The sequence below is a fragment of the Frankia sp. Mgl5 genome (assembly GCF_023242985.1).
Lineage (GTDB): Bacteria > Actinomycetota > Actinomycetes > Frankiales > Frankiaceae > Parafrankia > Parafrankia soli.
In genome coordinates, this window is the sequence record NZ_JALKFY010000812.1 from 13,082 (window position 1) to 33,829 (window position 20,748).

A 20,748-nucleotide genomic window follows, 5' to 3' on the forward strand; every position below is an offset into this window, starting at 1 on the left:
GTGACCACCCGCATCACCCTGGTCTCGACCAGCGCCCGGGTGGCCCCCGGCCTGCTCACCGCCGCCGCCTGGGACGTGCTCCGCTCGGCCCGGGTCTGGACGGCGAGCCCGGAGCATCCCCAGGCCGCGGCGCTGCGCGAGGCCGGCGTCGACGTCTCGGTGCTGCGCCCCGCTCCGCCGTCCGAACCCGGCGCGGGGCTGTCGGCCGAGGCCGGTGTGGTGCCGTCGGGCCGGGCGGAGGCTGATCCGGTCGCCGAGCTGCGGGCGGTGGCCGGGCCGGGCACCCATGTCGCGTGGCTGCTCGACCCGGTCTCGCCGACAGCCGCCGACCGCGCGCTGCGCGCCGCCCTCACCGACCAGGACCACTCGGCGGAGCCGGGGGCCGTCGTCGAACTGCTCGTCGCCACCCGCGAGCTGCCCGGGTCGGCGCTGCTCGACGCGGTCGCGGTCATGGACCGGCTGCGCTCGCCCGGCGGCTGCCCCTGGGACGCCGAGCAGAACCACGTCTCGCTGGCCCCCTACCTGCTCGAGGAGGCCTACGAGGCCTACCAGGCCATCGAGGACGGGGACCTCGCGGAGCTGCGCGAGGAGCTGGGCGACGTCCTGATGCAGGTGCTCTTCCACGCGCGGGTCGCCGCCGAGTCCGGCGGGGCGGGCTGGGACGTCGACGACGTCGCGGCCGGGCTGACCGCCAAGCTGATCCGCCGCCACCCGCACGTGTTCGGTGACGTCGCGGTCTCCGGCGCGGATGACGTCGTCACCAACTGGGATGCGATCAAGGCCGAGGAGAAGGGCCGGAAGTCGGTGACGGAGGGCGTGCCGCTCTCCGCGCCGGCGCTCTTCCTGGCCGCCAAGCTGCTGCGGCGGGCCGCGAAGCTCGGGCTCCCGCCGGAGCTGGCCCTTCCCCGCCACCCTGCTGGCAGCGGTGCCGGGGGTGCCGGGGGTGTTGGGGGCTTCGGGGTTTCCGGGGGTGCTGGGGGTGCCGGGACCGGTGTGCCCGACCTCGTCGCGGAGCTTGCCCGGGAGATCGGGACAGTCAGCCCGGGTGATCGGCCGTCCACTGATCAGGTTGAGGGTCCGGACGCCGGGGCCGGGGTGGACGCCGGTACCGAGGAGCGGATCGGGGATCTGCTGTTCGCGGCGGTCGTGCTGGCGGGGGAGCGGGGCGTCGACCCGGAGACCGCGCTGCGCGCGCGGGCCCGGCACTTCCGCGACACGCTGGCCCGGGCCGAGTACGCCGCCCTCGCCCGCGGCGAGGAGCCCGGCGGGCTGGCCGCCGACATCTGGCGAGACCTGTGGGCATCCGCGAGCCTCCCCCCGCGGGGCGGGGGCGCCGCGGGCGGTGCCCCGTGAGCGAGGCCTGACCTAGCGTCGCCCCCGGCGGTGACGGCCGCTGACCAGAGCGCGGCACGGGGGGTTATGCAGCCGGACGCCGCCGCCCGGCGATGCGTGGCGGGTGGGTGAGTCCTCGCTGTCACTCAACCGCCACGGTCCCTCGGCACCGTGCATACAGGCCCGACAGGCGTGCATAATCCCCACCTTCCGGCTTGTCCGGGACCCCGGTGCTTCAGCGCGCGCCCAGTCTCCCGGTGACCCGTCTCCCGAGCCAGCCCCCCGCTCCCGACCCGACCCCGAGCCCCCGACCCTCAAGCACCGACCCGCCGCCCCCGGACCGCGCGCCGCGCATGGTGTTCCCCGGTGCCGCCGTCTGGTGTGGGTGCGGCGTCGGCCCCGACAGCCGCATCGACCTGTCCTGTCCAGCTGACTCTTGACCGTTCGGTTCCAGGCGATGGTTGACAGCGGGGTTGGGAAACCTGACCGGTCCTGCGTCTAGCCTTTGAGCATGGTTGGAACGCCCAGACAGGTGGTCGCCGACGTCCAGCGGATCGCGCGGCGGCGCAACGCCCCGCTCGTGCTCGAGCTCGACCTGACCTCCGATCCGGTCGAGGGCGTGCCCACGGACCCGTTGACGGCGGCGGTCTCGCACCGGCGGACCGGCCTGCGGGAGATCGTCGACGGGCTGCGTCGCGCGGCTCGGGACGAGCGCGCGAGCGTCGTCGTGGCGCACGTCGCCGCCTGCGGGATGCCGCTGGCGCGGGTACAGGAGATCCGGGACGCCGTCGCCGAGTTCCGGGCCTCCGGCGGGGTCGCCTTCGCCTACGCGGACACCTTCGGCGAGTTCGGCGGCGGCACCGTCGCCTACTACCTGGCCTGCGCGTTCGACGAGATCTGGCTCGCACCGCCCGGTGACCTGGGGCTTACCGGCGTCGCGATGGAGACCCCGTTCCTGCGCGACGCGCTCGACCGGCTCGGCGTCGCCGTCGAGATCGGCCAGCGCCACGAGTACAAGAACGCGGTGAACACGCTGGTGGAGCGGGACTTCACCCCCGCCCACCGGGAGGCGCTGGGCCGCATCGTCGACTCCAGCGCCGAGCAGATCATCGCCGGGATCGCGGAAAGCCGGGGCCTGCCGGCCGACCAGGTCCGGCGCCTGATCGACGACGCGCCGCTGGCCGGCCACGTCGCGCTCTCCGCCGGCCTCGTCGACCGGATCGGCTACCGCGACGAGGTCTACGAGCACGCCCGGGAGCGGGCCCGCGCGCTCGCCGGGGCCGCCGGCACCGACACCGGCGCGGCCCCGGGTGGGGAGGTGGACCCGGACGGCGATGCGGGGGACGCGATCGAGCCGGTTCTGCGGTACATCTCGGCCTACCGGCGGGCGGCCGTCCGCAAGGCCGAGTCGCCGGTGCGCCGCGCCGGGTCGTTCGCCTCGTCGCTGCCGGCGACGATCTTCATGCGCGACTCCGGCCGTTCCCCTGCGGCGACGGCCGGTGGTCCCGGGGACGAGGGGCCGGCCGGTGCGGCGGCCCCGTCGCGCGCGGGCAACGGCGTGGTGGCGCCGGAGATCGATCCGCGCACGTCGGTGGTGGCGCTCGTGCACGGCACCGGGCCGGTGGTCCTCGGCGGAGCCACGATGCCGTTCTCGGGGCCGGTGCTGGCCGCCGACGCCGTCACGGCAGCGTTCCGCGCCGCGGCACGTGATCCTTCTGTGGCCGCCGCGGTCTTCCGGGTGGAGAGTCCCGGAGGCTCTTATGTGGCCTCGGACGTGGTCCGTCGGGAGATCGAACGGTTTCGATCCACGGGCCGTCCAGTCGTGGTCTCGATGGGCTCGGTGGCCGCGTCGGGCGGGTACTTCGTCGCGCTCGCGGGGGACGTGATCGTCGCGAACCCGGGCACGCTGACCGGGTCCATCGGTGTCTTCGGCGGCAAGCAGGTCGTGCGCGACCTGTTCGACAAGGTCGGCATCGGCTTCGGCGCCGTCACCGCCGGCGAGAACGCGCTGATGATGTCGCCGCGCCAGCCGTTCACCCAGGCCGAGCGGGCGAAGCTGGACGAGTTCCTCGACCGCGTCTACGCCGACTTCGTGGACAAGGTCGCCCAGGCCCGCCGCATGTCGCACGGCGACGCCCACGAGCTCGCCCGCGGCCGGGTCTGGACGGGCGCCGACGCCCACCGTCACGGCCTGGTGGACGAGCTGGGCGGGCTGGCCCACGCGATCGACCTCGCCTGGGCCCGGGCCGGCCTGCCGGCGGGGGAGACGCCCAGGGTGCGGCTCACGCCGAAGCCGTCGGTGTTCGACCGGCTGCGCGCGCCGAAGTCCAGCGAGGAGCCGGCCGCGGCGTCCGCGCTGGCACCCGGGCTGGGCGCCGGGCTCGCCGGCCTCGGGCTGCGCGGCGCGCTGCTCGTCGGCGAGCGGCTCCTGGGGGCCGGCCTGGCCCGGGCGGGCCTGCCGGGCGCCGGCCCCCTGGTGATGCCGCCGGTCGGCGAGATCCGTTAGTCCCGCGGGGCCCGGCCGGGCAGAATGCGCGCTGGTTGCGCGACCCCGGAGCGTGATCAGGGTGCCACGCTGGCGGCGGGACGTCCCCGCGTGGCGCGACCGGGAGGCGACGCGGTGGCGCGCGGGCGGCGGTAGTCTCGCACCGACCGGTTCGTCCGGACGGCGCCGCTCGTCCCCGTGCCCCGGGTCCGCGCCCGCCGGGCCGCGGGCTGCCGGGCCGCCGCGGCGGATCCCCGGTGCCCGTCCGTCCGCCGGATGCCGTTTCTGTCCGCCAGCTGTCGCTCGTGTCCGCCAGCAGATGTCTGTCCGCCAGCAGATGCCGTCCCGCGCCGGTGCCCCGGTCGCGTCTCCATCGAAAGGTCGTGCCGTGCCGTCCATCGAGGCTGTCGGAGCCCGTGAGATCCTCGACTCCCGAGGCAACCCCACCGTCGAGGTCGAGGTCGTCCTGGAGGACGGCACCCTCGGCCGTGCCGCCGTCCCGAGCGGTGCCAGCACCGGTGCCTTCGAGGCCGTGGAGCTGCGCGACGGCGGTGACCGCTACGGCGGCAAGGGTGTCACGAAGGCCGTCGAGGCGGTCATCGGCCGGATCGGCCCCGCCATCATGGAGCTGGAGGCCACCGAGCAGCGCCTGCTCGACGCGACCCTGATCGACCTGGACGGCACGCCCGGCAAGTCCGCCCTCGGCGCGAACGCGCTGCTCGGGGTCAGCCTCGCCGTCGCCAAGGCCGCCGCGGCCTCCAGCGGCCTGCCGCTGTTCCGGTACCTGGGCGGCCCGAGCGCCCACCTGCTGCCGGTGCCGATGATGAACATCCTCAACGGCGGGGCGCACGCCGACACCAACGTCGACATCCAGGAGTTCATGATCGCGCCGATCGGCGCGGGCACGTTCGCGGAGTCGGTGCGCTGGGGCGCCGAGGTCTACCAGGCGCTCAAGAGCGTGCTCAAGGGCCGCGGCCTGGCCACCGGAGTCGGCGACGAGGGTGGCTTCGCCCCGAGCCTGCCGACCAACCGGGAGGCGCTCGACCTGATCGCCGAGGCGATCGACAAGGCCGGCTTCGGGCTCGGCGACGACATCGCGCTGGCGCTCGACGTCGCCTCCACCGAGTTCTTCGCCAACGGCTCCTACACCTTCGAGGGCAGCGGCCGGTCAGCCGACCAGCTGATCGACTACTACGCTGACCTGGTCGACTCCTACCCGATCGTCTCCATCGAGGACCCGCTCGCCGAGGACGACTGGGCCGGCTGGGCGAGCATCACCACCCGGCTCGGCTCCCGCGTCCAGCTCGTCGGCGACGACCTGTTCGTCACCAACCCGGAGCGGCTGGCCCGTGGCATCGCCGAGGGAGCGGCGAACGCGCTGCTGGTGAAGGTGAACCAGATCGGCACCCTGACCGAGACCCTGGACGCGGTGAACCTCGCGCACCGCAGCGGCTACCGCTGCATGATGTCGCACCGCTCCGGCGAGACCGAGGACACCACGATCGCCGACCTGGCCGTGGCCGTCGACTGCGGCCAGATCAAGACCGGCGCCCCGGCGCGCAGCGAGCGGGTGGCGAAGTACAACCAGCTGCTGCGCATCGAGGAGGAGCTGGACGACGCCGCCCGGTACGCGGGAGCCGGCGCGTTCCCGCGGCGGACGACCACCGGCTGAGCCGACCATGCCCGTCCGGCGTACCGCGCTGACGACGAGGGCCACGCTGCTGGCCGTCGTCATCTGCGTCCTGGTGTTGACCCTGGCCTATCCGTTGCGGCTGTACCTGCAGCAGCAGGCGAAGATCTCCGAGCTCACGCGGGCGAACGCGCAGCGCCAGACCAGGGTCGACGACCTGCGCGCGGAGGTGGCCCGTTACGACGATCCCTTGTGGGTGGCGGACGAGGCGCGCCGCCGGCTGCACTTCGTCCTGCCCGGGGAGAAGTCGTACCTGATGCCCACCGCGCCGCATCCGACGGTGGAGCCCGGAGCGGACGCGGCCGGTGGCTCCGGCGACCAGTCCTGGTACGGCCGGCTGTGGTCACAGCTGGACAAACCGCCGGCTACTCCGACTCCGGCGCCGCCCTCGTGAGCGGCGGCGTGGGCGGTGTACACGGTGCGGATGGTGTACACGGTGCGGGCGCTGCAGACGGCGAGGGCTGGACGGACGGTGCGGGCGGTGAGCTCGCCGTCGTGCACCGCCAGCTCGGCCGTCCGCCGCGGGCTGTGCTCGGCGTCGCGCACCGCTGTTCGTGCGGGCTGCCGGACGTCGTGGAGACAGCCCCGCGGCTCGAGGACGGCACGCCGTTCCCGACGCTGTTCTACCTGACCTGCCCGCGGGCGGCGGCGGCGATCTCGCGGCTGGAGGGCTCAGGCCTCATGCGGGAGATGACCGCGCGGCTGGGGACCGATCCCGGGCTCGCCGCCGCCTACCGCGCCGCCCACCGCGACTACCTGGCGCGCCGTGATGCCCACGGAACCCTGCCCGGGGACCCGAGCGCCGGTGGGATGCCCGACCGGGTCAAGTGCCTGCACGTGCTGGTCGCCCACAGCCTGGCCGCCGGCCCGGGAGTCAACCCGTTCGGTGACGAGGCTCTCGCTCAGCTCGCCGACTGGGGGGCCCGCGGGCCGTGCGTCGAGCCGGACGGCGCATCCTGTGCGGGGGAACCGGGGGGCTCGCGCGGCCATGCGGCACGCGTCGGCCAGGGACGAGAGGAGACCGCCGGATGACCCGCGTGGCCGCGATCGACTGTGGCACCAACTCCATCCGACTGCTCGTGGCCGAGCTCGACGAGGGGGCGGCCGGCTCCGGTGGGCGGCTGCGCGAGCTGACCCGCCGGATGGAGATCGTCCGGCTCGGCGCCGGCGTCGACCGCACCGGTGAGCTGGCGCCCGAGGCGCTGGCCCGGACGTTCGCCGCCCTGCGCGACTACTCCGACGAGATCACCCGGCTCGGGGCGACCCGCGTCCGGATGGTCGCCACCAGCGCCACCCGGGACGCGCGCAACCGCGCCGAGCTGGTCGACGGCGTCCGCGCGATCCTGGGCGTGGACCCCGAGGTGATCAGCGGTGGCGAGGAGGCGGCGCTCTCCTTCGCCGGCGCGATCGGCGACCTCGACGGGGTCGCGACCCCGATTCTGCTGGCCGACATCGGCGGCGGCTCGACCGAGCTGGTGCTCGGCGGCGCCGAGGGCGTGCGGGAGTCGATCTCGGTCAACGTGGGCTGCGTGCGCATGGCGGAGCGCCACCTGCACTCCGACCCGCCGGCACCGGAGCAGATCGCCGCGATAGTCGCCGACGTCCACGCGGCGTTCGACCTCGCCGAGCGCACCGTGCCCATCACCACCGCCGCCACCCTGGTCGGTGTCGCCGGGACGGTGACCACCGTCGCGGCACTGGCGGCCGGCCTGCCCACCTACGACCCCGACCGCATCCACCTGATGGTCACCTCGGCCGCCGACGTGGCCGCCGTCACCGCGAGCCTGCTCGAAATGACCCACGCCCAGCGTGCCGCGCTGCCGGTGATGCACCCCGGGCGGGTGGACGTCATCGCCGCCGGCGCACTGGTGCTGCGGACCCTCATGGAGCGGTCCGGAACCTCCATGGTGATCGCGAGCGAGCGGGACATCCTCGACGGCATCGCGCTCTCGCTGGGCGGAGTGGTCGAGTCCGGGGCTCGGTGAATCTGCCGGGCTCGGGCTGGCCCGGAGACCCGGCCGTCCCGGGCACGCCCGTCGCCCGTTCCGGGCCGGAGGTGGCGACCCTCGCCGGGACGGCGCCGGACTGCGACGAGCTTGACGCGCGGATGTCGGTCTGCCGGGCCTGCCCGCGGCTGGTCGAATGGCGCGAGGAGGTGGCCGCCGTCCGCCGGGCCGCGTTCGCCGAGCAACCGTACTGGGGACGGCCGGTGCCGTCGTTCGGGCCGGCCGACGCGCGGACGTTGATTGTCGGCCTCGCCCCGGCCGCGCACGGCGGCAACCGGACAGGCCGGATCTTCACCGGCGACCGCAGCGGGGACTGGCTGTTCGCCGCGCTGCACCGGGCCGGCCTGGCCGCCCTCGGGACCTCCGTCTCCGCCGGCGACGGCCAGCGGATGACCGGCGCGCGCGTGGTCGCCGTCGTCCGGTGCGCGCCGCCGGCGAACAAGCCCACCCCCACCGAGCGGGACACCTGCCGGCCCTGGCTGGTCCGGGAGCTCGAACTGCTGCGACCGACCCTGCGGTCGATCGTCGTGCTGGGCGGATTCGCCTGGTCCGCGCTGTGGCCGGCGCTCGCGCGGGCCGGCTATCCGACGCCGGCGCGGCGCGTTCCGTTCGGCCACGGCGTCACGGCGGACGCGGGTTCGGTGCGGGTGCTCGGGTGCTACCACCCGAGCCAGCAGAACACGTTCACCGGCCGGCTGACCGAGCCGATGCTCGACGCCGTCCTCGCCGCCGCCGTGGCCGATCCGGTGGCCCAGGAGGGCTGATGGTGGTCCCGCGCCGGCTCCGGGGAGGCTCCGGCGTGCACTCGTCCGGCGCCCGGCTCGCTCCGGTGACGTCCCGGGCCGCCCGGGGACGGGGGCCCGGGACGTCACCGGCGGGGCGCGTTGCGTGGGGCCGCGAATCGCCGCGCGGCCAGGCGACCGAAACCACGGTGAAGGTCGAGTCTTGCGGAAACGCCCATTACCGTATCCGGTGGGAGCGCGACTTCCCGTATGCGGGGACAGTGGGCCAGATCACGCCGCGACCGCCTATCGGACTAACGGACGGGTCGTGCGGCGAAGGCTCGGTGTGGTCTTCGAGGCTTGGCGTGTCTGCCCGTGGCAGCCGCATTTTTCCTCGTCGAGAAGGTGGTTCGCCGCGGATCTCATTGTCCGCGGGGATACCGACCGGCGAACCCGCCAGCCGTCGTGGTGGGCCGGGTCGGGCCGTCCGGCCCGGGAGTGGCGTCCGGCGGTGGTCGCGCGGCCCCCTTCGCCCAGGACGGGTGGCCCCGGGCCCAGGTCGCTCGTGATGTCGCTTTGCGCTTCCGATCCCATGCGGAAGGTGTCCTCCGGGTGCCTGTTGGGATGCCACTGTGTGGCCAGCGTCACCCCGGAACGGCGGACCGCGCAGGCATCGGTGGGCGGCCCGGCGGAGACGTCGGGGGAGGGTCGGCGGCCCGGAGGTGGCCGGCCGGGTCGGGGCCGCCGGGCCTGGTCCGCGCGTCCGTGGGCCGTCCTCGACGGAGCCGGAGCCGAGACCGCCTTCCCGATGCCCGCTGAATGGCCTTCGAAATAGGTCCGCCGTCCCCGGCCGGTGTCGGCAAAACAACATCGAGGGCATGCCGGAGGATTCTGCTCGGCACTGGTACCGGATTCCGATTGGCGCCGTGAACGCCGGTGGCCATTCACGCGGCGGCCGTGAGTGCGGATTCCCTCGCCGCATCGCTGATAACGACTCGAACCGTTTGGGACGGTGCTGCCGGGTCGCGCCGGCGCCCGGCGCGCGACGTCTTTCGCGCCGGATGGGCGCTTTGTCGCACTACCTAGCCGGCCGGCTGGTTCGACCCGCCGCCGCTGCCGCACCGGAGGGCCCTCCTCGAACACGCCCCGCTGTCATCCTCGCCGCCGGGCCCGGCAGCGGCGCTCGCGCTCGGCGCGGAGTCGCCGGGCCGGCGGTGGACAGGTCGCACACCGCGACCGACGGCTCGGGCGGCCTCCGCGGCCGCGCCCTCGCACGCGGTGGCGCCGTCGACGCGTATCGCTGCCCTCAGCGCGTCGACGATGCCACCGCGCCGCCGGGTGCTGGAGCGGTCGCCTGGCGGGATCGACCGCCACGACTGGGATTGCCGGCCCGCCGGTCGGCCGGGACAGCGGGTGCCGGTGGGCGGCCTGCCGGCGGGAACGCGTGGCGCCGGACCGCCGGGCACCAGCCTGGCTCCGGGCCCGGCCCCGGTGGGCGGAGTGTCGTCCGTCCGACGCGGCCGTCCGCGTGGGCGGGGGTCGGAAGGACCAGGACATTCGGTATTCTTGATCTTTGTGCGTGCGTCGGGGGGCGGGCCGGAGACAGGCCGGAGGCGGGCCCGAGGGGGGCTGGGGGAGCGTCATGGGTGAGCCCGTGGCCGTCCCGCTCCCTCCCAGATTCGAACCGTGGAGTGACCGCACGCCGCGGGAGAGCGGCTTCCGCGTCGCCGTCGTCACAAAGAGTCACGAATTCGTCCGCGCCGGCCTCTCCGCACGACTTTTCCTGCGATGTGTCATTCCCAGACCCTACGTAGCGTGGTAGAAACATCAGCGATGTGAACGAGCCGGTGTATCCCAACAGGTAGAGGAGGCTGTCCTAAAAACAGCTCGAGTGTCGGTTCGACTCCGACCACCGGCACCCATCAATGTCGACCGCCGCGCCTCGTAATCCCCCATGGGGGATTACGAGGCGCGGCGGTCGACAGGCTCGTGATCGGTCTTGGCTCCCTTTGCCTGAAGGGCGCCTCCGTACGGTCTGATTCCCGCTGGGGCGCGTATTGCGTCCACTCCTGTCCCTTTCGCCCCTTCTGTTGCTGATCGATGGGCGAGGACCCCGGGCTGCGCCACCCGGCGATCGGCTGATCGTCTCCGGCCTGCCGACGGGGTCACGTTGCGCACCGGGTGCGGAACGGTCGTCATCCGGTGGTCGTTGTACTGTGCGATCGCGTGCGGCAGGTGGCCCGTCCGCGACTCGCTGGGGAGGTCCAGGCCCGATGGCAGAGCTGCGTTCATCCAACCCGGCGTTCACCCGGTCGGGCTTCGGTCAGAGCCGTTCGCCAGTCCCGCCGGCCGGTCCCTGGCCGCAGGGCGGCCCTGCTCCGTGGCTGGGTGGCCCGCCGCCCACCCCGGTGCGCGACAGGCTGACCTTCGACGACGTCGTCATGCACACGCTCGGCGTGTTCGCGGTGATGCTGGTCGGAGCGGGTTTCGGCTGGTACCTCTCGCCCGACTCGCCGGGCATCGCGCTCGGGGCCGGTGTCGCGGCGCTCGCGCTGAGCTTCGTCATCTCGCTCCGCAACCGGATCAGCCCGCCGCTCGTGGTGGTCTTCGCCGTGCTGGAGGGCCTGCTCGTCGGCGGGGTCTCACGGTTCTACGAGTCCGCGTTCTCGGGCGTCGTGCTCCAGGCGCTGCTCGGCACCGCGCTGGTGTTCGTCGCCATGCTGGTCGCCTACCGCAGCCGGCGGCTCCGAGCCACCCCCCGCATGGCGCGGATCGTCACGGGCGCCCTGCTGGGCGTGGTGCTGCTCGGCATCACCGACCTCGTCATCAGGGCCGTGTCCGGCAGCCACCTGCCCGTGATCAACGACGCGTCGCCGCTGGGCATCCTGTTCAGCATCGCGGTGCTCGTGGTGGCCAGCCTGCAGTTCATCCTCGACTTCGACTACATCGAGCGGGCGGTCGCCTCCGGCGCGCCTCGCGAGGAGGCCTGGCGGGCCGCGTTCGGTCTGCTGATCGGCTTCGTGTGGGTGTACCTGGAGCTGCTGCGCCTGCTCTCCAAGCTCCGCCAGTAGCCCCGTACGCTCCGGTACCAGCCCCGGCGGGCTGGTCCCCGGCCCTCGGCCGCCGTACGCGGCAGAGGGCACAGGTGGTGGCCTCAGCCGGAGCGGTCCGGGCCCGCGGTGGTCGGCGTGACCCTGATCAGGCAGCGCTGCTCGCGCACCATCGCGGCGCGGTAGTCATCCCAGTCCGGGTGCTCCCCCGAGATCTGGCGGTAGTAGGCGACCAGCCCGTCAAGGGCGTCGGGTAGCCGGATGATCTCGGCCGTGCCGCTGATCTGCACCCACGGCCCGAAGAAGCCGTCGGAGAGCGCGCACAGGTGCACCCGCGGATCCCGTTCGATGTTCGTGACCTTCAGCGCGGTGACGCGGGTGCTGATCACCAGCGCGTCGCCCTCCACGCCGACCAGCACGGGAGACAGCTGCGGGGTGCCGTCACGGCGGGTGGTACCCAGGACGGCACGATGATGCTCCAGGACGAAGGCCCGGGCGGCGGCGAGATCCACGCCGCCATTCTGGTCCAGCGAGCCCGCGCCCGCCGGACAGCCCCTGCCGGCGGTCGGGCCGGGCCGGCAGCCCGGCCCGCGCCCGGCCGCCGGCCGGGATCATCGATCAGACGCGGATCGCGCGCCGACGCAGGTCGGCTTCGTGCACCACGGCCGCCGCGTATTGGTGCGGCAGGCTGTGCGCGTCCCGCAGCCAGCCCACTCGTTCCGAGAAGCGCAGCAGCCCAGGCCCGTCGTGCAGGCGGGCGAGCCAGTGCCCGACGTCGTGTCCGGTCGCCTTCGGCATGCGGTCGATGAGTCCCTGGTGGATCTGCGGGGAGCGGTACTGCGACATGCGCGCCTCCAGAGGTTGAACCCGACGTCAACGGACCATGAAGCGAGCGTGCCTCATACCACACGTCTGAGCAAGACCCGAGAGTGCCATCGTCGGGTATCCTGCCCGGATGTCGGATTCGGTCCGCGAGCTGTCCCGGCAGACGAACCTCCTGCTCTCCCGCGTGCGGAGCTGGACGGGCTCGTCCTGGGACGTGCGGATCCCCACCGGGGAGACACGCGCCGCCCGGCTCCGGATGCTGATCGACGAGCTGGCCGTGCTCGGCCGGCAGGCCGGCAGCGGCGCTCCGCTCGGCGTCCGCCCGCCGCGGGTGGCGGATCACGCCCTGCCCGACCAGCTCATCGTCCTCGCGGACGACTTCCTCGACGCCGTCACCTCGGCCGACCGGTCCGCCGCGCCGGGCCGGAAGGCCGATCTGATGGGCCGCGCGCTCACCGCGGTGAGCACCGCCCGCAACGATCTCGACGGCCCGGGTTTCGGCTTCCGGCCGCGCTGACCCCGGTGCCGCCGACCCCGGCCGTGCTGGTTCCGGTCTGCTGGTCCCGGCCGTGCGTTGTGGCGCCCGGTGTCAGCTCAGGTGCCAGTCTCCGCTGAGTGTGTGCAGGACCGGGCCCGCTGCCAGCCGCGCGCCGTCGAGGGTCAGGTGGACGCCGTCACGGGTGCGGATGAGTACCGAGTGGCCGCCGCCGTCCGTCAGATAGTCGGTGTAGGCGCCGCCGTTCGACAGGGTCGGCCGCAGGTCCAGGAAGCGCGCCCCGGGAACCCGGTCGGCGGCCGCGCGGGTCGCCTCGTTCATCCGTGTGAAGTACCCGTTCAGCGTGCTCGAGCGGGCGGGAGGCAGGCTGAGCCAGTACACCCGGCGGGTTCCGCCGTCCGACCAGATGCGCATCAGCACGATCGCCCGGCGGCGGTACTCGGCCTCCCACTGCGGTGAGCCGGCCGGGAGGATCGTGCCGTCCGGCTGGGTGATGCCCTGGCCGTCGTTGCCGCCCATCGCCACCACCACCGCCTCGGGGTCGCGCTCGGCGACCTGGTGACGGGCGTGGGTGGCCCAGTCGAAGAAGTCCGGGCGGACGAGGCCGGTGCCGAACCGGGTGTCGGTCTCGGCGCGGATCGCCGGCGGTGCCGTCTTTGTGATCGTCGGCCCCAGCGACTCGGTCAACGAGTCACCCGTGACCAGCACTCGCAGCGGGTCGGCGGGGGTGGGGGTGCGCAGCGCGCCCGCCGCGTCGCCGTCCCGGCTTCGGTCTTTGACCTGGCCGGTGCCGGTGTTGGCGTCGGGCTCGGCGAGCGCGGCCGCGGCGGCGAGCTCGGAGTCGTCGGCCTTGCCCACGGTCGGGTCGGGGTGCCCGAAGGCCTTCGTCAGCAGCCGGTCGGGCTGGTTGAGCCGCAGCGCCGAGGTGACCTCGTCCAACGGACGGGCCACACCCAGCACCAGGTCCCGGGTGGTGCCGGGCGGCATCCCCTCACCGGCGTGCACCATCGCGGCCGAGCGCAGGACCGCCAGCAGGGCCAGGCAGGCCACGACGAACAGCAGCGCCCGCCGGGCCGACACGGCCGGCGTGGCGGGCTCCGTGGGTTTGGCGGGCTCCGTGGGCGTGGCCGGCTTCGCGCGCGGGGAGGGAGGGGGAGCCGTGGGGGGCGTCGCCGGAGCGGTGGGCGCGCTCGGTGACCTGGCCTCCGGCGTCATCGGACGGGTCCGTGGAGCCGGTGCGCCGGGCTGCCCCGGTGCACCGGGCGCGGCTGTCGGCGGCCGGTCGCCATCCCGGCGGGGAGCCGGCGCGGTTGGCGCCGATGCCGCGGGCTCGTCGCGCTGCGTCATGGCCTCCCCCGAGATTGTCGAGTTCTATGTGCTCAGGTGGTTACCTTAAGTGATGATCACTGTCGGTGCAGGCCGTGCGTCTGGTGCGTCCGATGTGCGGGGTGCGGGGTGCGGCAGGCGGATGACGCGCGGGTGCGGACTTCGTCAGAACCGGAAATAGATGAACGGCGCGACGTCCTGTTGGCCGACAAAGGTGTAGATGACCAGCAGGAACGCGACCACCATGATGATCTGCACGGTCAGTGGGCGGGCGGCGAAGGCCTGCTGTGCCCGGATCCACCAGAGCCGGGGGATGGCGGCCGTGCCGAGGCCGATCGCTATGGCGACCAGCACGGTGTTCGTCACCAGAGGCGATGGTCCACCGGCGGTGAGCAGGCGATGGAAGATCTCGCCGGCTGTCGCGAGGTCGGGTGACCGGAACAGCACCCAGGCCGCGCAGACGAAGTGGAACACAACGAGACGTCCGAGCCAGGCCTGTGACGTGTGCCGCCGGCCGCGCATCGGGACGGTGGCCGCGACCGGGGCGGCACCGCCGACCGCGACGGCCGCGCCGGCGGGGCCCGACCGGTCCGCCAGGGCGCCCACCGGCACCTCCAGGGACCGGGTCGGCGCGGGCACCATCGGCCTACCGACTCCATCAACTCCATCAACTCCACCGACCCCACCGCCGCCGACGTCACCGGTACCGCCGCCGCCGAATCCGTCCACCGGGCGCGGTCGGCCGTCGCGGCGGGCGCGCCAGGCGCGTTCGGCGGCGAGCCCGCCGCCGTGCAGGGCGCCCCAGACGACGAACGTCCACGCGGCGCCGTGCCAGAGTCCACCGAGGACCATGGTGATCATCAGGTTGACGTACGTCCGGCGGCGGCCCGCGCGGTTTCCGCCCAGCGGGAGGTAGACGTAGTCGCGCAGCCACCGGGACAGCGTCATGTGCCAGCGGCGCCAGAAGTCCTGGAGGCTGGTGGCCGTGTAGGGGCGGTCGAAGTTGTCGGGGAAGCGGAAGCCGAGCAGCAGGGCCACACCGATCGCGATGTCCGAGTAGGCGGAGAAGTCGCAGTAGATCTGTACGGCGTAGCCGTAGACCGCCACCGCGATCTCGCCGGAGGAGTGCCGTCCCGGTGCGTCGAAGACCGGGTCGACGATGCGGGTGGCGAGCAGGTCCGCGAGGACGACCTTCTTCACCAGTCCGCCCGCGATGAGGAAGACCGCCCTGGTCGCCTGTACCTGGCGCGGGTCCCGCGGCGCGGTGAGCTGGGGGGTGAACTCGCTGGCCCGCACGATCGGCCCGGCGACGAGGTGCGGGAAGAACGCCTCGTAGACGGCGAAGTCGATCAGTGACACCGGGCGGATGTCGCCTCGCCACACGTCGATCACGTAGGACAGCGCCTGGAACGTGAAGAACGAGATCCCGATCGGCAGCGCGACCTGCAGCAGCGGCAGCGGTGCGGGCAGCCCGACGTCCTGCAGGGCCCGGTCGACGGACAGCGCGAAGAAACCGTAGTACTTGAACCAGCCCAGCAGTCCGAGGTCGCAGGCGATGGCGGCGATCAGGATTCGCCTGTCCCGGAAGCGGTGGATGGCGACCGCCGCGGCCTGGTTGATCAGGGTGGAGGCGACGATGAGCAGCACGAACCGGGCGTCCGCGTAGGCGTAGAAGAAGTAGGAGGCGCCCAGGATGAACGGTTTCCACAGCAGTGGGACCGGCATGAGCAGCCAGGAGACGGCCATGACGACCACCAGGAACGCGGCGAACTCGATCGTTGGGAATACCACGCGCAACCGCCCGGCGTCTGCTACGGAAAGAGTACGGTCAACTACTGAAAGTAGTTGAAGTGGCGGCGCGGCGCTCCCCGACGGGCCACCGGCCGGCCCGGGGCGGGAGGCGGGTCACCCCGAGGGCGCGTGGATCACCCCTGTGTGACGCGGGTGACATGAAGCCGATTCGCGGCCGTGCACTGACGAAACGGCCGGGTGGTCGCTACCGTCCCGGGCATGAGAATCGTTCCCGTCAACGGCCTCGAGCTGGCCGTCGAGGTGCACGGTGATCCGGACGGACTGCCGTTGGTACTCGTGAGCGGGATGGGACAGCATCTCGTCGGTTGGCATCCCGAGCTGCTCGCGAGCATGGTCCGGCGTGGCTACCGGGTGATCGTCTTCGACAACCGGGACGTCGGGCACTCCACCCACCTCGACTGGCACGGCGAGCCCGACCTGCTGGCCATCGTGAACGGCGAGACGGAGCTCGCGCCCTACCGGCTCGAGGACCTGGCCGCCGACACGCTGGGCCTGATGGACGTCCTCGGGCTCGACTCCGCCCACGTCCTGGGCCTCTCGCTGGGCGGGATGGTGGCGCAGATCCTCGCGCTGACCAGCCCCGAGCGGGTGCGCAGCATCACCTCGGTGATGTCACACCCCGGCGATCCCACCGTGAAGCCGACGGACGATGCCGTCGACCTGCTGCTGCGCCCCAGCCCGACCAACCTGGCGGAGTTCGTCCTCGCCGCCGAGGAGTCCGCCCGGGTCATCGGTTCGCCGGAGTTCGCGCTCGACGTCGAATGGCTGCGCACCCGCTCGGCGGTGCTCTGGGAGCGGCGGCAGAACCCCGCGGGGGTCGCCCGGCAGCTCGCCGCCGTCCTGGTGGCGCCGGACCGCACCGAGGCGCTGCGCGCACTGCGGGTGCCGGCCCTCGTCGTACACGGCACGCTCGATCCGCTGATCCCCGTCCGCGGTGGACGGCTGACCGCGGCCGCGATCCCGTCCGCGGAGCTGATGGAGATTGACGGGATGGGGCACGACCTGCCCAGACAGATCTGGAGCCGGCTGCTGGACCGGCTGGAGGACGTCACGCACCACGGCGAGACCGTGCGCGCGGATGCGGCGCGCACGCGGGCCCCGGACAGCATGGTCAGGACCCCGGTTTCACCACCATGAGCGCGATCACCACGACCCAGCAGGTGACGGCGGCCGCGGCCCCGATGGTGATCATCGGGAGCTGGCGGCGCGCGTCACCGCCGCGTTCGATCTCGTGGACGGCCTTCCGCAGATTCCGCGCGACCACGGTCATCGTGATCGAGACCGCCGCGAGCCACAGCACGATCGACGCCGCCAGCCACGGGTCGCCGAACCCGCGGACGCTGCCGAACGACCCCTGCCGCACGATCACCAGCCCGAAAAGAACGATCAGGACGGTCGCGGGCGGGTAGTACCGGGTCGTTCGCACGGCGGCGCGCATCCTGGGTAGGCCGGCCGGGCCTGTCCGCACCAGCCCGGGAGCCGCGGCGGTCGTGACGCAGAGCGGCCCGACGAGCAGGACGGCCGAGAGCACGTGGAGGGTGAGGAAGAGCCCGAAGCTGCCCGAGTGCGGCATGTCGAGACCGTATCCAGCGCCGGCGGGGCGCCCGCCGCGGGGCGGCACGACTCCACCTTCGGGTCCACCTTCGAGGCCCCGCCGCGGCGGTCAGAGCTCCATCGCCTGGTAGTACAGCAGCTCGATCGCCCGCCCGAAGTAGGTGCCGTAGATGGTCTGCGACTCGCCGACGTAGGCGTAGCTGACCACGCTGTCTACCCAGCCGGCCCCGGGCCCGGCCCGACCGAGCCCGATGATCAGCGGTCCGCCGCTGGCACCACCGGTCATGTCGCAGTTCAGCCCGAGCGACACCGTCCCGTACGGGTCGGGGGAGGGCGCCCCGGCGCAGTAGACCAGCCGGTTGCCGTCGTAGGGCGCCAGCCGCGGGTATCCGAACGCGTACTGCGCGAAGGTGCGGGGCTGGTTGAAGGCGATGCGCTGGGCGCCGACGACGTCCTCGAGGTGACGGCCCCCGCGCGCGTTGAACAGGATGAACCCGGTGTCGTAGTCGAAGTCCCCGCCCAGGCCCCAGCCCGGGGTGACAGTGATCCGGCGGGCCGTCCACAGCCCGTACGGCATCTGTCCCTCGGAGTATCCGGGCATGAAGACGACGTTCGTCGCGAACTGGTCGCCCGTGCCCTCGTGCAGGCAGTGGCCCGCGGTCACGACCAGGTCGCGGCCCGGGCTGGACACGACCGTCGCCGAGCAGGCGTAGTCGACGCCGCGCAGCGTGGTGAACAGCCGGCCGACCGTCTTCGTCACCAGCCCGCCGTAGACGTAGGGGGCGCCGGTGCTCGGCGGCGGCGGCGTGGCGTCGCGCTGGGCCTCGCCGGCCGTGGCGGCCCCGTCCAGTGCGGACGGGGCCGGCCGGCCGCCGCGCTCGGCCGCGTCCGCCGTCTGCGCCCGGGCGCGCCGGTCGGCGGACCAGTACAGCTCGATCCGGGACTGCTCGTAGGGGGTCGCCGCGACCGGCGCCGACATCGGCTCGGCGTAGGGACGTCCGAGCGGTTCGGAGTACGGGCCGGCGAAGGGGCCGGGCAGGTCCGAGAAGGGCGCGGGCGGGACGGCTTCGGTGGCACCGCCGGCCGGGAGGTCACCGGCGGCGGCGGCCGCCAGCGTCGGGACGGTCGGGGCGACCGAGCACAGTGCCGCCGCCACCGCGACCGCGGCGACCCACCGCCGGCGCCGGTGGGTTCCGAGTCCGTCGCCGCGTCCGTGCTTTGCCACCACGAGCGCGCACGGTAGCAGGTTGCTAACTCATCGTGCTCGTGCTGGGTCGGTGGTTCGCCGGCCGACCCGGGGCTCAGCGGGCGACGCGCCGTGAACCGCGGGAACGCAGGTAGTCCCGGATGACGTAGCTGCCCAGCGCGGACGGGTCCGGGGAGAGCACCCGCCCGCCGTTGCGGCGGGCCATCTCCTCGACGAAGCGCACCAGGCGGGGCTCGTCGTCCAGCATGAAGACGTTGATCGTGACGCCGCGGCGGGTCAGCCGGTCGACCTCGGCGAGCGTCAGCTCCAGTGTCTCGGGCAGCGGCGGCCAGGAGAAGGACGGCGTGCCGTTGCGCTGCAGGTGGGCTGTGGGCTCGCCGTCCGTCACCACCATGATCACCGGCTCGGAGTCCGGGTAGCGGCGCAGCAGCCGTCCGGCGATGAGCAGCGCGTGCTGCAGGTTCGTGCCCTGGACCATCTCCGAGTCGAGCCCGGCGAGCTCGACCGGGCGCAGCTCGCGGGCGTAGTCGGAGAAGCCGACGATGTGCACCTTGTCCTGCGGGAACCGGGTGGCCACCAGGGTGTGCAGTGCGAGCGCGGTCGACTTCGCCACCCCCCAGGTGCCGCGCAGCGCCATCGAGTAGGAGAGGTCCACGAGCAGGCAGACGGCCGCGCTGGTGCGCCGCTCCGTCTCGGCGACCTCGAAGTCGTCGACCGCCAGCCGGATCCGCTGGCCCCGCCCCGGCGGCCCGCCGCGCAGCACCGCGTTGCGCACCGTGCGGACGACATCGATGGGCTGGGTGTCACCGAACTGCCAGCGCCGGGACGTCCCGAGCAGGTCACCGGCCGAGCCGGCGTCGGTGAGGCTGTGGTCGCCGCGCCCGCGCGCCGCCACCTCGCGGAAGATCCGCGCGAGCGCCGACTCCCCGATGCGCCGGACGGCCCGCGGCGTGAGCTCCAGCGCTCCGGCGCGGCGGGTGACGAACCCCTGCCGCTCGAGCTCCCGCTCGATCTGCTGCAGGTTGCGCAGGTCGTCGACGGCCGAACGGCCGAGCGCGCGCTCGACGGCCTCCGGGTCGACGTCGTCCAGGGACGCGCCCGGGTAGTCCTGGCTGAGTGAGGCCGCGAGGTCGTCGAGCTCCGCCAGCTCCTCGAGCGCGCTGGTCGCGTCGCCGAGGCCGAGCGGCTCCTCACCGGTCATCGCGTCGGAGAACCGCCCCCGGCCGCGCCCGCGCGAGCGTCCGCCCCAGTCCAGGCCCGGCCGGGCCGACCGCAGCGCCTGCGACAGCCGGGACATCTCGGTGGCCAGGCCCATGTCCTCCATCGCGGTGGACATCAGGTCGGCGAGCTCCTGGCGCTGCTGCGGGGTCAGCCCGGCGAGCAGGCGCTCCGCCGCCGCGGCCCGGCGGGCGAGCACGTCGACGAGCTCGTCGAGGTCGCGCGGGTTCTCCGGGAAGAACTCGCCGTTGCGGCGCATGAACTCGTCGAAGCGGCCCTGGGTGTCCTCACCCCGGGCGTCCGCCTCCAACAGCTCGTTGAGCTCGCGGACCATCTCGCGCACGCGGGCCATGTCCTCGGGCGAGGCGCCCTGCAGCGCCTGCTTCATGCCGCGGAACTGCGCGTCGAGGACCTCGCGGCGCAGCAGGTCGGAGATCTGCTCGTAGGTCTCGCGGGCCTGCGGCGAGCGCCAGTCGTAGTCGGCCAGCTCGCGCACGGCCCGGGCCGGGTCGGACGGCAGCGCGTCCAGCTCCGCCTCGCGCATCCGCGCCTCGTCCGCCGGGTCGGGGAACAGCGTGGCCCGCTCCTGCCCGACCGCGGTGTCGAGCAGCCGGCGGACCTCCTCGAGGGTGCCGTCCAGCCGGCCGCGCGAGCGGGCCTCGCGGCGCCGGCGCTCGATCGCGCGACGCAGGTCGTCCAGGCCACGGCGGTTCGGCATGCCCCGGCGCAGCAGGCTCTCCAGGGCCTCCCGGGGCGTGCGCCCCTCGAGGATCTGCCGGGACATCTCGTCCATGGCGTCGGTCGCGGAGAACGGGGAGGCCAGCGGGTCCGGCCCGCCGTCCCATGGGCCGTAGCGGAACTGTCCGGAGCTCACCGGTTCCTCCTGGGTGGCCTGTGCCGCGGGGCGCCCCCCCCCCCCCCCCCCCCCCGGGGGGGGCGGGGGGGCGCCCGACCAGGAGGATCACGAGTAGTTGCGCTGGGCCAGGTGGACGTAGTCGAACTGCAGCGGCTCCCGGTGCAGCACC

The 20,748-nt window shown here is 73.7% G+C and carries 17 protein-coding genes and 1 tRNA gene; 11 read left to right on the forward strand and 7 right to left on the reverse strand.

The window, feature by feature from the left end; genetic code table 11:
- The 9 genes from MXD62_RS31335 (at window position 1) to MXD62_RS31375 (ending at window position 11,306) form a co-directional block, all read left to right on the forward strand.
- Window positions 1–1,353: a YabN family protein gene (locus MXD62_RS31335; protein ID WP_248832976.1), complete on the forward strand. Its 1,353-nt coding sequence runs from the start codon at window positions 1–3 to the stop codon at window positions 1,351–1,353.
- A 490-nt stretch (window positions 1,354–1,843) separates the two neighbouring features.
- Window positions 1,844–3,838 carry a signal peptide peptidase SppA gene (sppA, locus tag MXD62_RS31340; protein ID WP_248832977.1) on the forward strand — a complete coding sequence of 665 codons (1,995 nt, stop codon included), beginning with the start codon at window positions 1,844–1,846 and terminating at the stop codon, window positions 3,836–3,838.
- A gap of 367 nt (window positions 3,839–4,205) precedes the next feature.
- Entirely contained in the window at window positions 4,206–5,489 is a 1,284-nt protein-coding gene (gene eno, locus MXD62_RS31345; protein WP_248832978.1) for a phosphopyruvate hydratase, read from the forward strand.
- Between the two features lie 7 nt (window positions 5,490–5,496).
- A complete protein-coding gene (locus tag MXD62_RS31350; protein ID WP_248832979.1) occupies window positions 5,497–5,901 on the forward strand; it encodes a septum formation initiator family protein in 405 nt (134 codons plus the stop codon).
- 101 nt (window positions 5,902–6,002) lie between these two features.
- On the forward strand, window positions 6,003–6,539 hold the full coding sequence (locus MXD62_RS31355) for a DUF501 domain-containing protein (protein WP_020458459.1): 537 nt from the start codon (window positions 6,003–6,005) through the stop codon (window positions 6,537–6,539).
- Complete coding sequence (locus MXD62_RS31360; RefSeq protein WP_248832980.1) at window positions 6,536–7,492, forward strand: Ppx/GppA phosphatase family protein; 957 nt, start codon at window positions 6,536–6,538, stop codon at window positions 7,490–7,492. The genes MXD62_RS31355 and MXD62_RS31360 overlap by 4 nt, the downstream gene beginning before the upstream one ends.
- Complete coding sequence (locus MXD62_RS31365; protein ID WP_308301355.1) at window positions 7,489–8,277, forward strand: uracil-DNA glycosylase; 789 nt, start codon at window positions 7,489–7,491, stop codon at window positions 8,275–8,277. The genes MXD62_RS31360 and MXD62_RS31365 overlap by 4 nt, the downstream gene beginning before the upstream one ends.
- A 1,801-nt stretch (window positions 8,278–10,078) precedes the next feature.
- Window positions 10,079–10,153, forward strand: a tRNA-Leu gene (locus tag MXD62_RS31370).
- Window positions 10,154–10,508: 355 nt separating this feature from the next.
- Complete coding sequence (locus MXD62_RS31375; protein ID WP_248832981.1) at window positions 10,509–11,306, forward strand: Bax inhibitor-1/YccA family protein; 798 nt, start codon at window positions 10,509–10,511, stop codon at window positions 11,304–11,306.
- Window positions 11,307–11,389: 83 nt separating this feature from the next.
- On the opposite strand, the gene MXD62_RS31380 is transcribed toward MXD62_RS31375, so the two are convergent.
- Window positions 11,390–11,797: a PPOX class F420-dependent oxidoreductase gene (locus tag MXD62_RS31380; protein WP_248832982.1), complete on the reverse strand. Its 408-nt coding sequence runs from the start codon at window positions 11,795–11,797 to the stop codon at window positions 11,390–11,392.
- 106 nt (window positions 11,798–11,903) lie between these two features.
- The gene (locus tag MXD62_RS31385; protein WP_248832983.1) at window positions 11,904–12,131 is read right to left on the reverse strand and encodes a DUF4287 domain-containing protein; all 228 of its coding nucleotides are present in this window, start codon (window positions 12,129–12,131) and stop codon (window positions 11,904–11,906) included.
- 109 nt (window positions 12,132–12,240) lie between these two features.
- On the opposite strand from MXD62_RS31385, the gene MXD62_RS31390 reads away from it, so the two are divergent.
- A complete protein-coding gene (locus MXD62_RS31390; RefSeq protein ID WP_248832984.1) occupies window positions 12,241–12,627 on the forward strand; it encodes a hypothetical protein in 387 nt (128 codons plus the stop codon).
- Between the two features lie 72 nt (window positions 12,628–12,699).
- On the opposite strand, the gene MXD62_RS31395 is transcribed toward MXD62_RS31390, so the two are convergent.
- Together MXD62_RS31395 and MXD62_RS31400 are read right to left on the reverse strand one after the other, a co-directional pair.
- Window positions 12,700–13,821 carry an SGNH family hydrolase gene (locus tag MXD62_RS31395; protein ID WP_248832985.1) on the reverse strand — a complete coding sequence of 374 codons (1,122 nt, stop codon included), beginning with the start codon at window positions 13,819–13,821 and terminating at the stop codon, window positions 12,700–12,702.
- Window positions 13,822–14,097: 276 nt separating this feature from the next.
- Entirely contained in the window at window positions 14,098–15,723 is a 1,626-nt protein-coding gene (locus MXD62_RS31400) for an MBOAT family protein (RefSeq protein WP_248832986.1), read from the reverse strand.
- Between the two features lie 219 nt (window positions 15,724–15,942).
- On the opposite strand from MXD62_RS31400, the gene MXD62_RS31405 reads away from it, so the two are divergent.
- On the forward strand, window positions 15,943–16,881 hold the full coding sequence (locus MXD62_RS31405; protein ID WP_248832987.1) for an alpha/beta hydrolase: 939 nt from the start codon (window positions 15,943–15,945) through the stop codon (window positions 16,879–16,881).
- Here the strand turns inward: MXD62_RS31405 and MXD62_RS31410 are convergent.
- The 3 genes from MXD62_RS31410 to MXD62_RS31420 form a co-directional block, all read right to left on the reverse strand.
- The gene (locus MXD62_RS31410; RefSeq protein WP_020458470.1) at window positions 16,856–17,365 is read right to left on the reverse strand and encodes a membrane protein; all 510 of its coding nucleotides are present in this window, start codon (window positions 17,363–17,365) and stop codon (window positions 16,856–16,858) included. The two genes, MXD62_RS31405 and MXD62_RS31410, sit on opposite strands and share 26 nt — an antisense overlap.
- A gap of 42 nt (window positions 17,366–17,407) precedes the next feature.
- Window positions 17,408–18,526 (reverse strand): serine protease, encoded by a 1,119-nt coding sequence (locus tag MXD62_RS31415; RefSeq protein ID WP_248832988.1) that lies wholly within the window; start codon window positions 18,524–18,526, stop codon window positions 17,408–17,410.
- A gap of 73 nt (window positions 18,527–18,599) precedes the next feature.
- Window positions 18,600–20,597 (reverse strand): VWA domain-containing protein, encoded by a 1,998-nt coding sequence (locus MXD62_RS31420; RefSeq protein ID WP_248832989.1) that lies wholly within the window; start codon window positions 20,595–20,597, stop codon window positions 18,600–18,602.
- Window positions 20,598–20,748: the final 151 nt, after the last annotated feature.

Coding starts and splice junctions, on each gene's coding strand:
- sppA (WP_248832977.1), top strand. CDS start 1,844: ATGGTTGGAACGCCCAGACAGGTGGTCGCCGACGTCCAGCGGATCGCG.
- MXD62_RS31350 (WP_248832979.1), top strand. CDS start 5,497: ATGCCCGTCCGGCGTACCGCGCTGACGACGAGGGCCACGCTGCTGGCC.
- MXD62_RS31360 (WP_248832980.1), top strand. CDS start 6,536: ATGACCCGCGTGGCCGCGATCGACTGTGGCACCAACTCCATCCGACTG.
- MXD62_RS31375 (WP_248832981.1), top strand. CDS start 10,509: ATGGCAGAGCTGCGTTCATCCAACCCGGCGTTCACCCGGTCGGGCTTC.
- MXD62_RS31385 (WP_248832983.1), bottom strand. CDS start 12,131: ATGTCGCAGTACCGCTCCCCGCAGATCCACCAGGGACTCATCGACCGC.
- MXD62_RS31390 (WP_248832984.1), top strand. CDS start 12,241: ATGTCGGATTCGGTCCGCGAGCTGTCCCGGCAGACGAACCTCCTGCTC.
- MXD62_RS31395 (WP_248832985.1), bottom strand. CDS start 13,821: ATGACGCCGGAGGCCAGGTCACCGAGCGCGCCCACCGCTCCGGCGACG.
- MXD62_RS31405 (WP_248832987.1), top strand. CDS start 15,943: ATGAGAATCGTTCCCGTCAACGGCCTCGAGCTGGCCGTCGAGGTGCAC.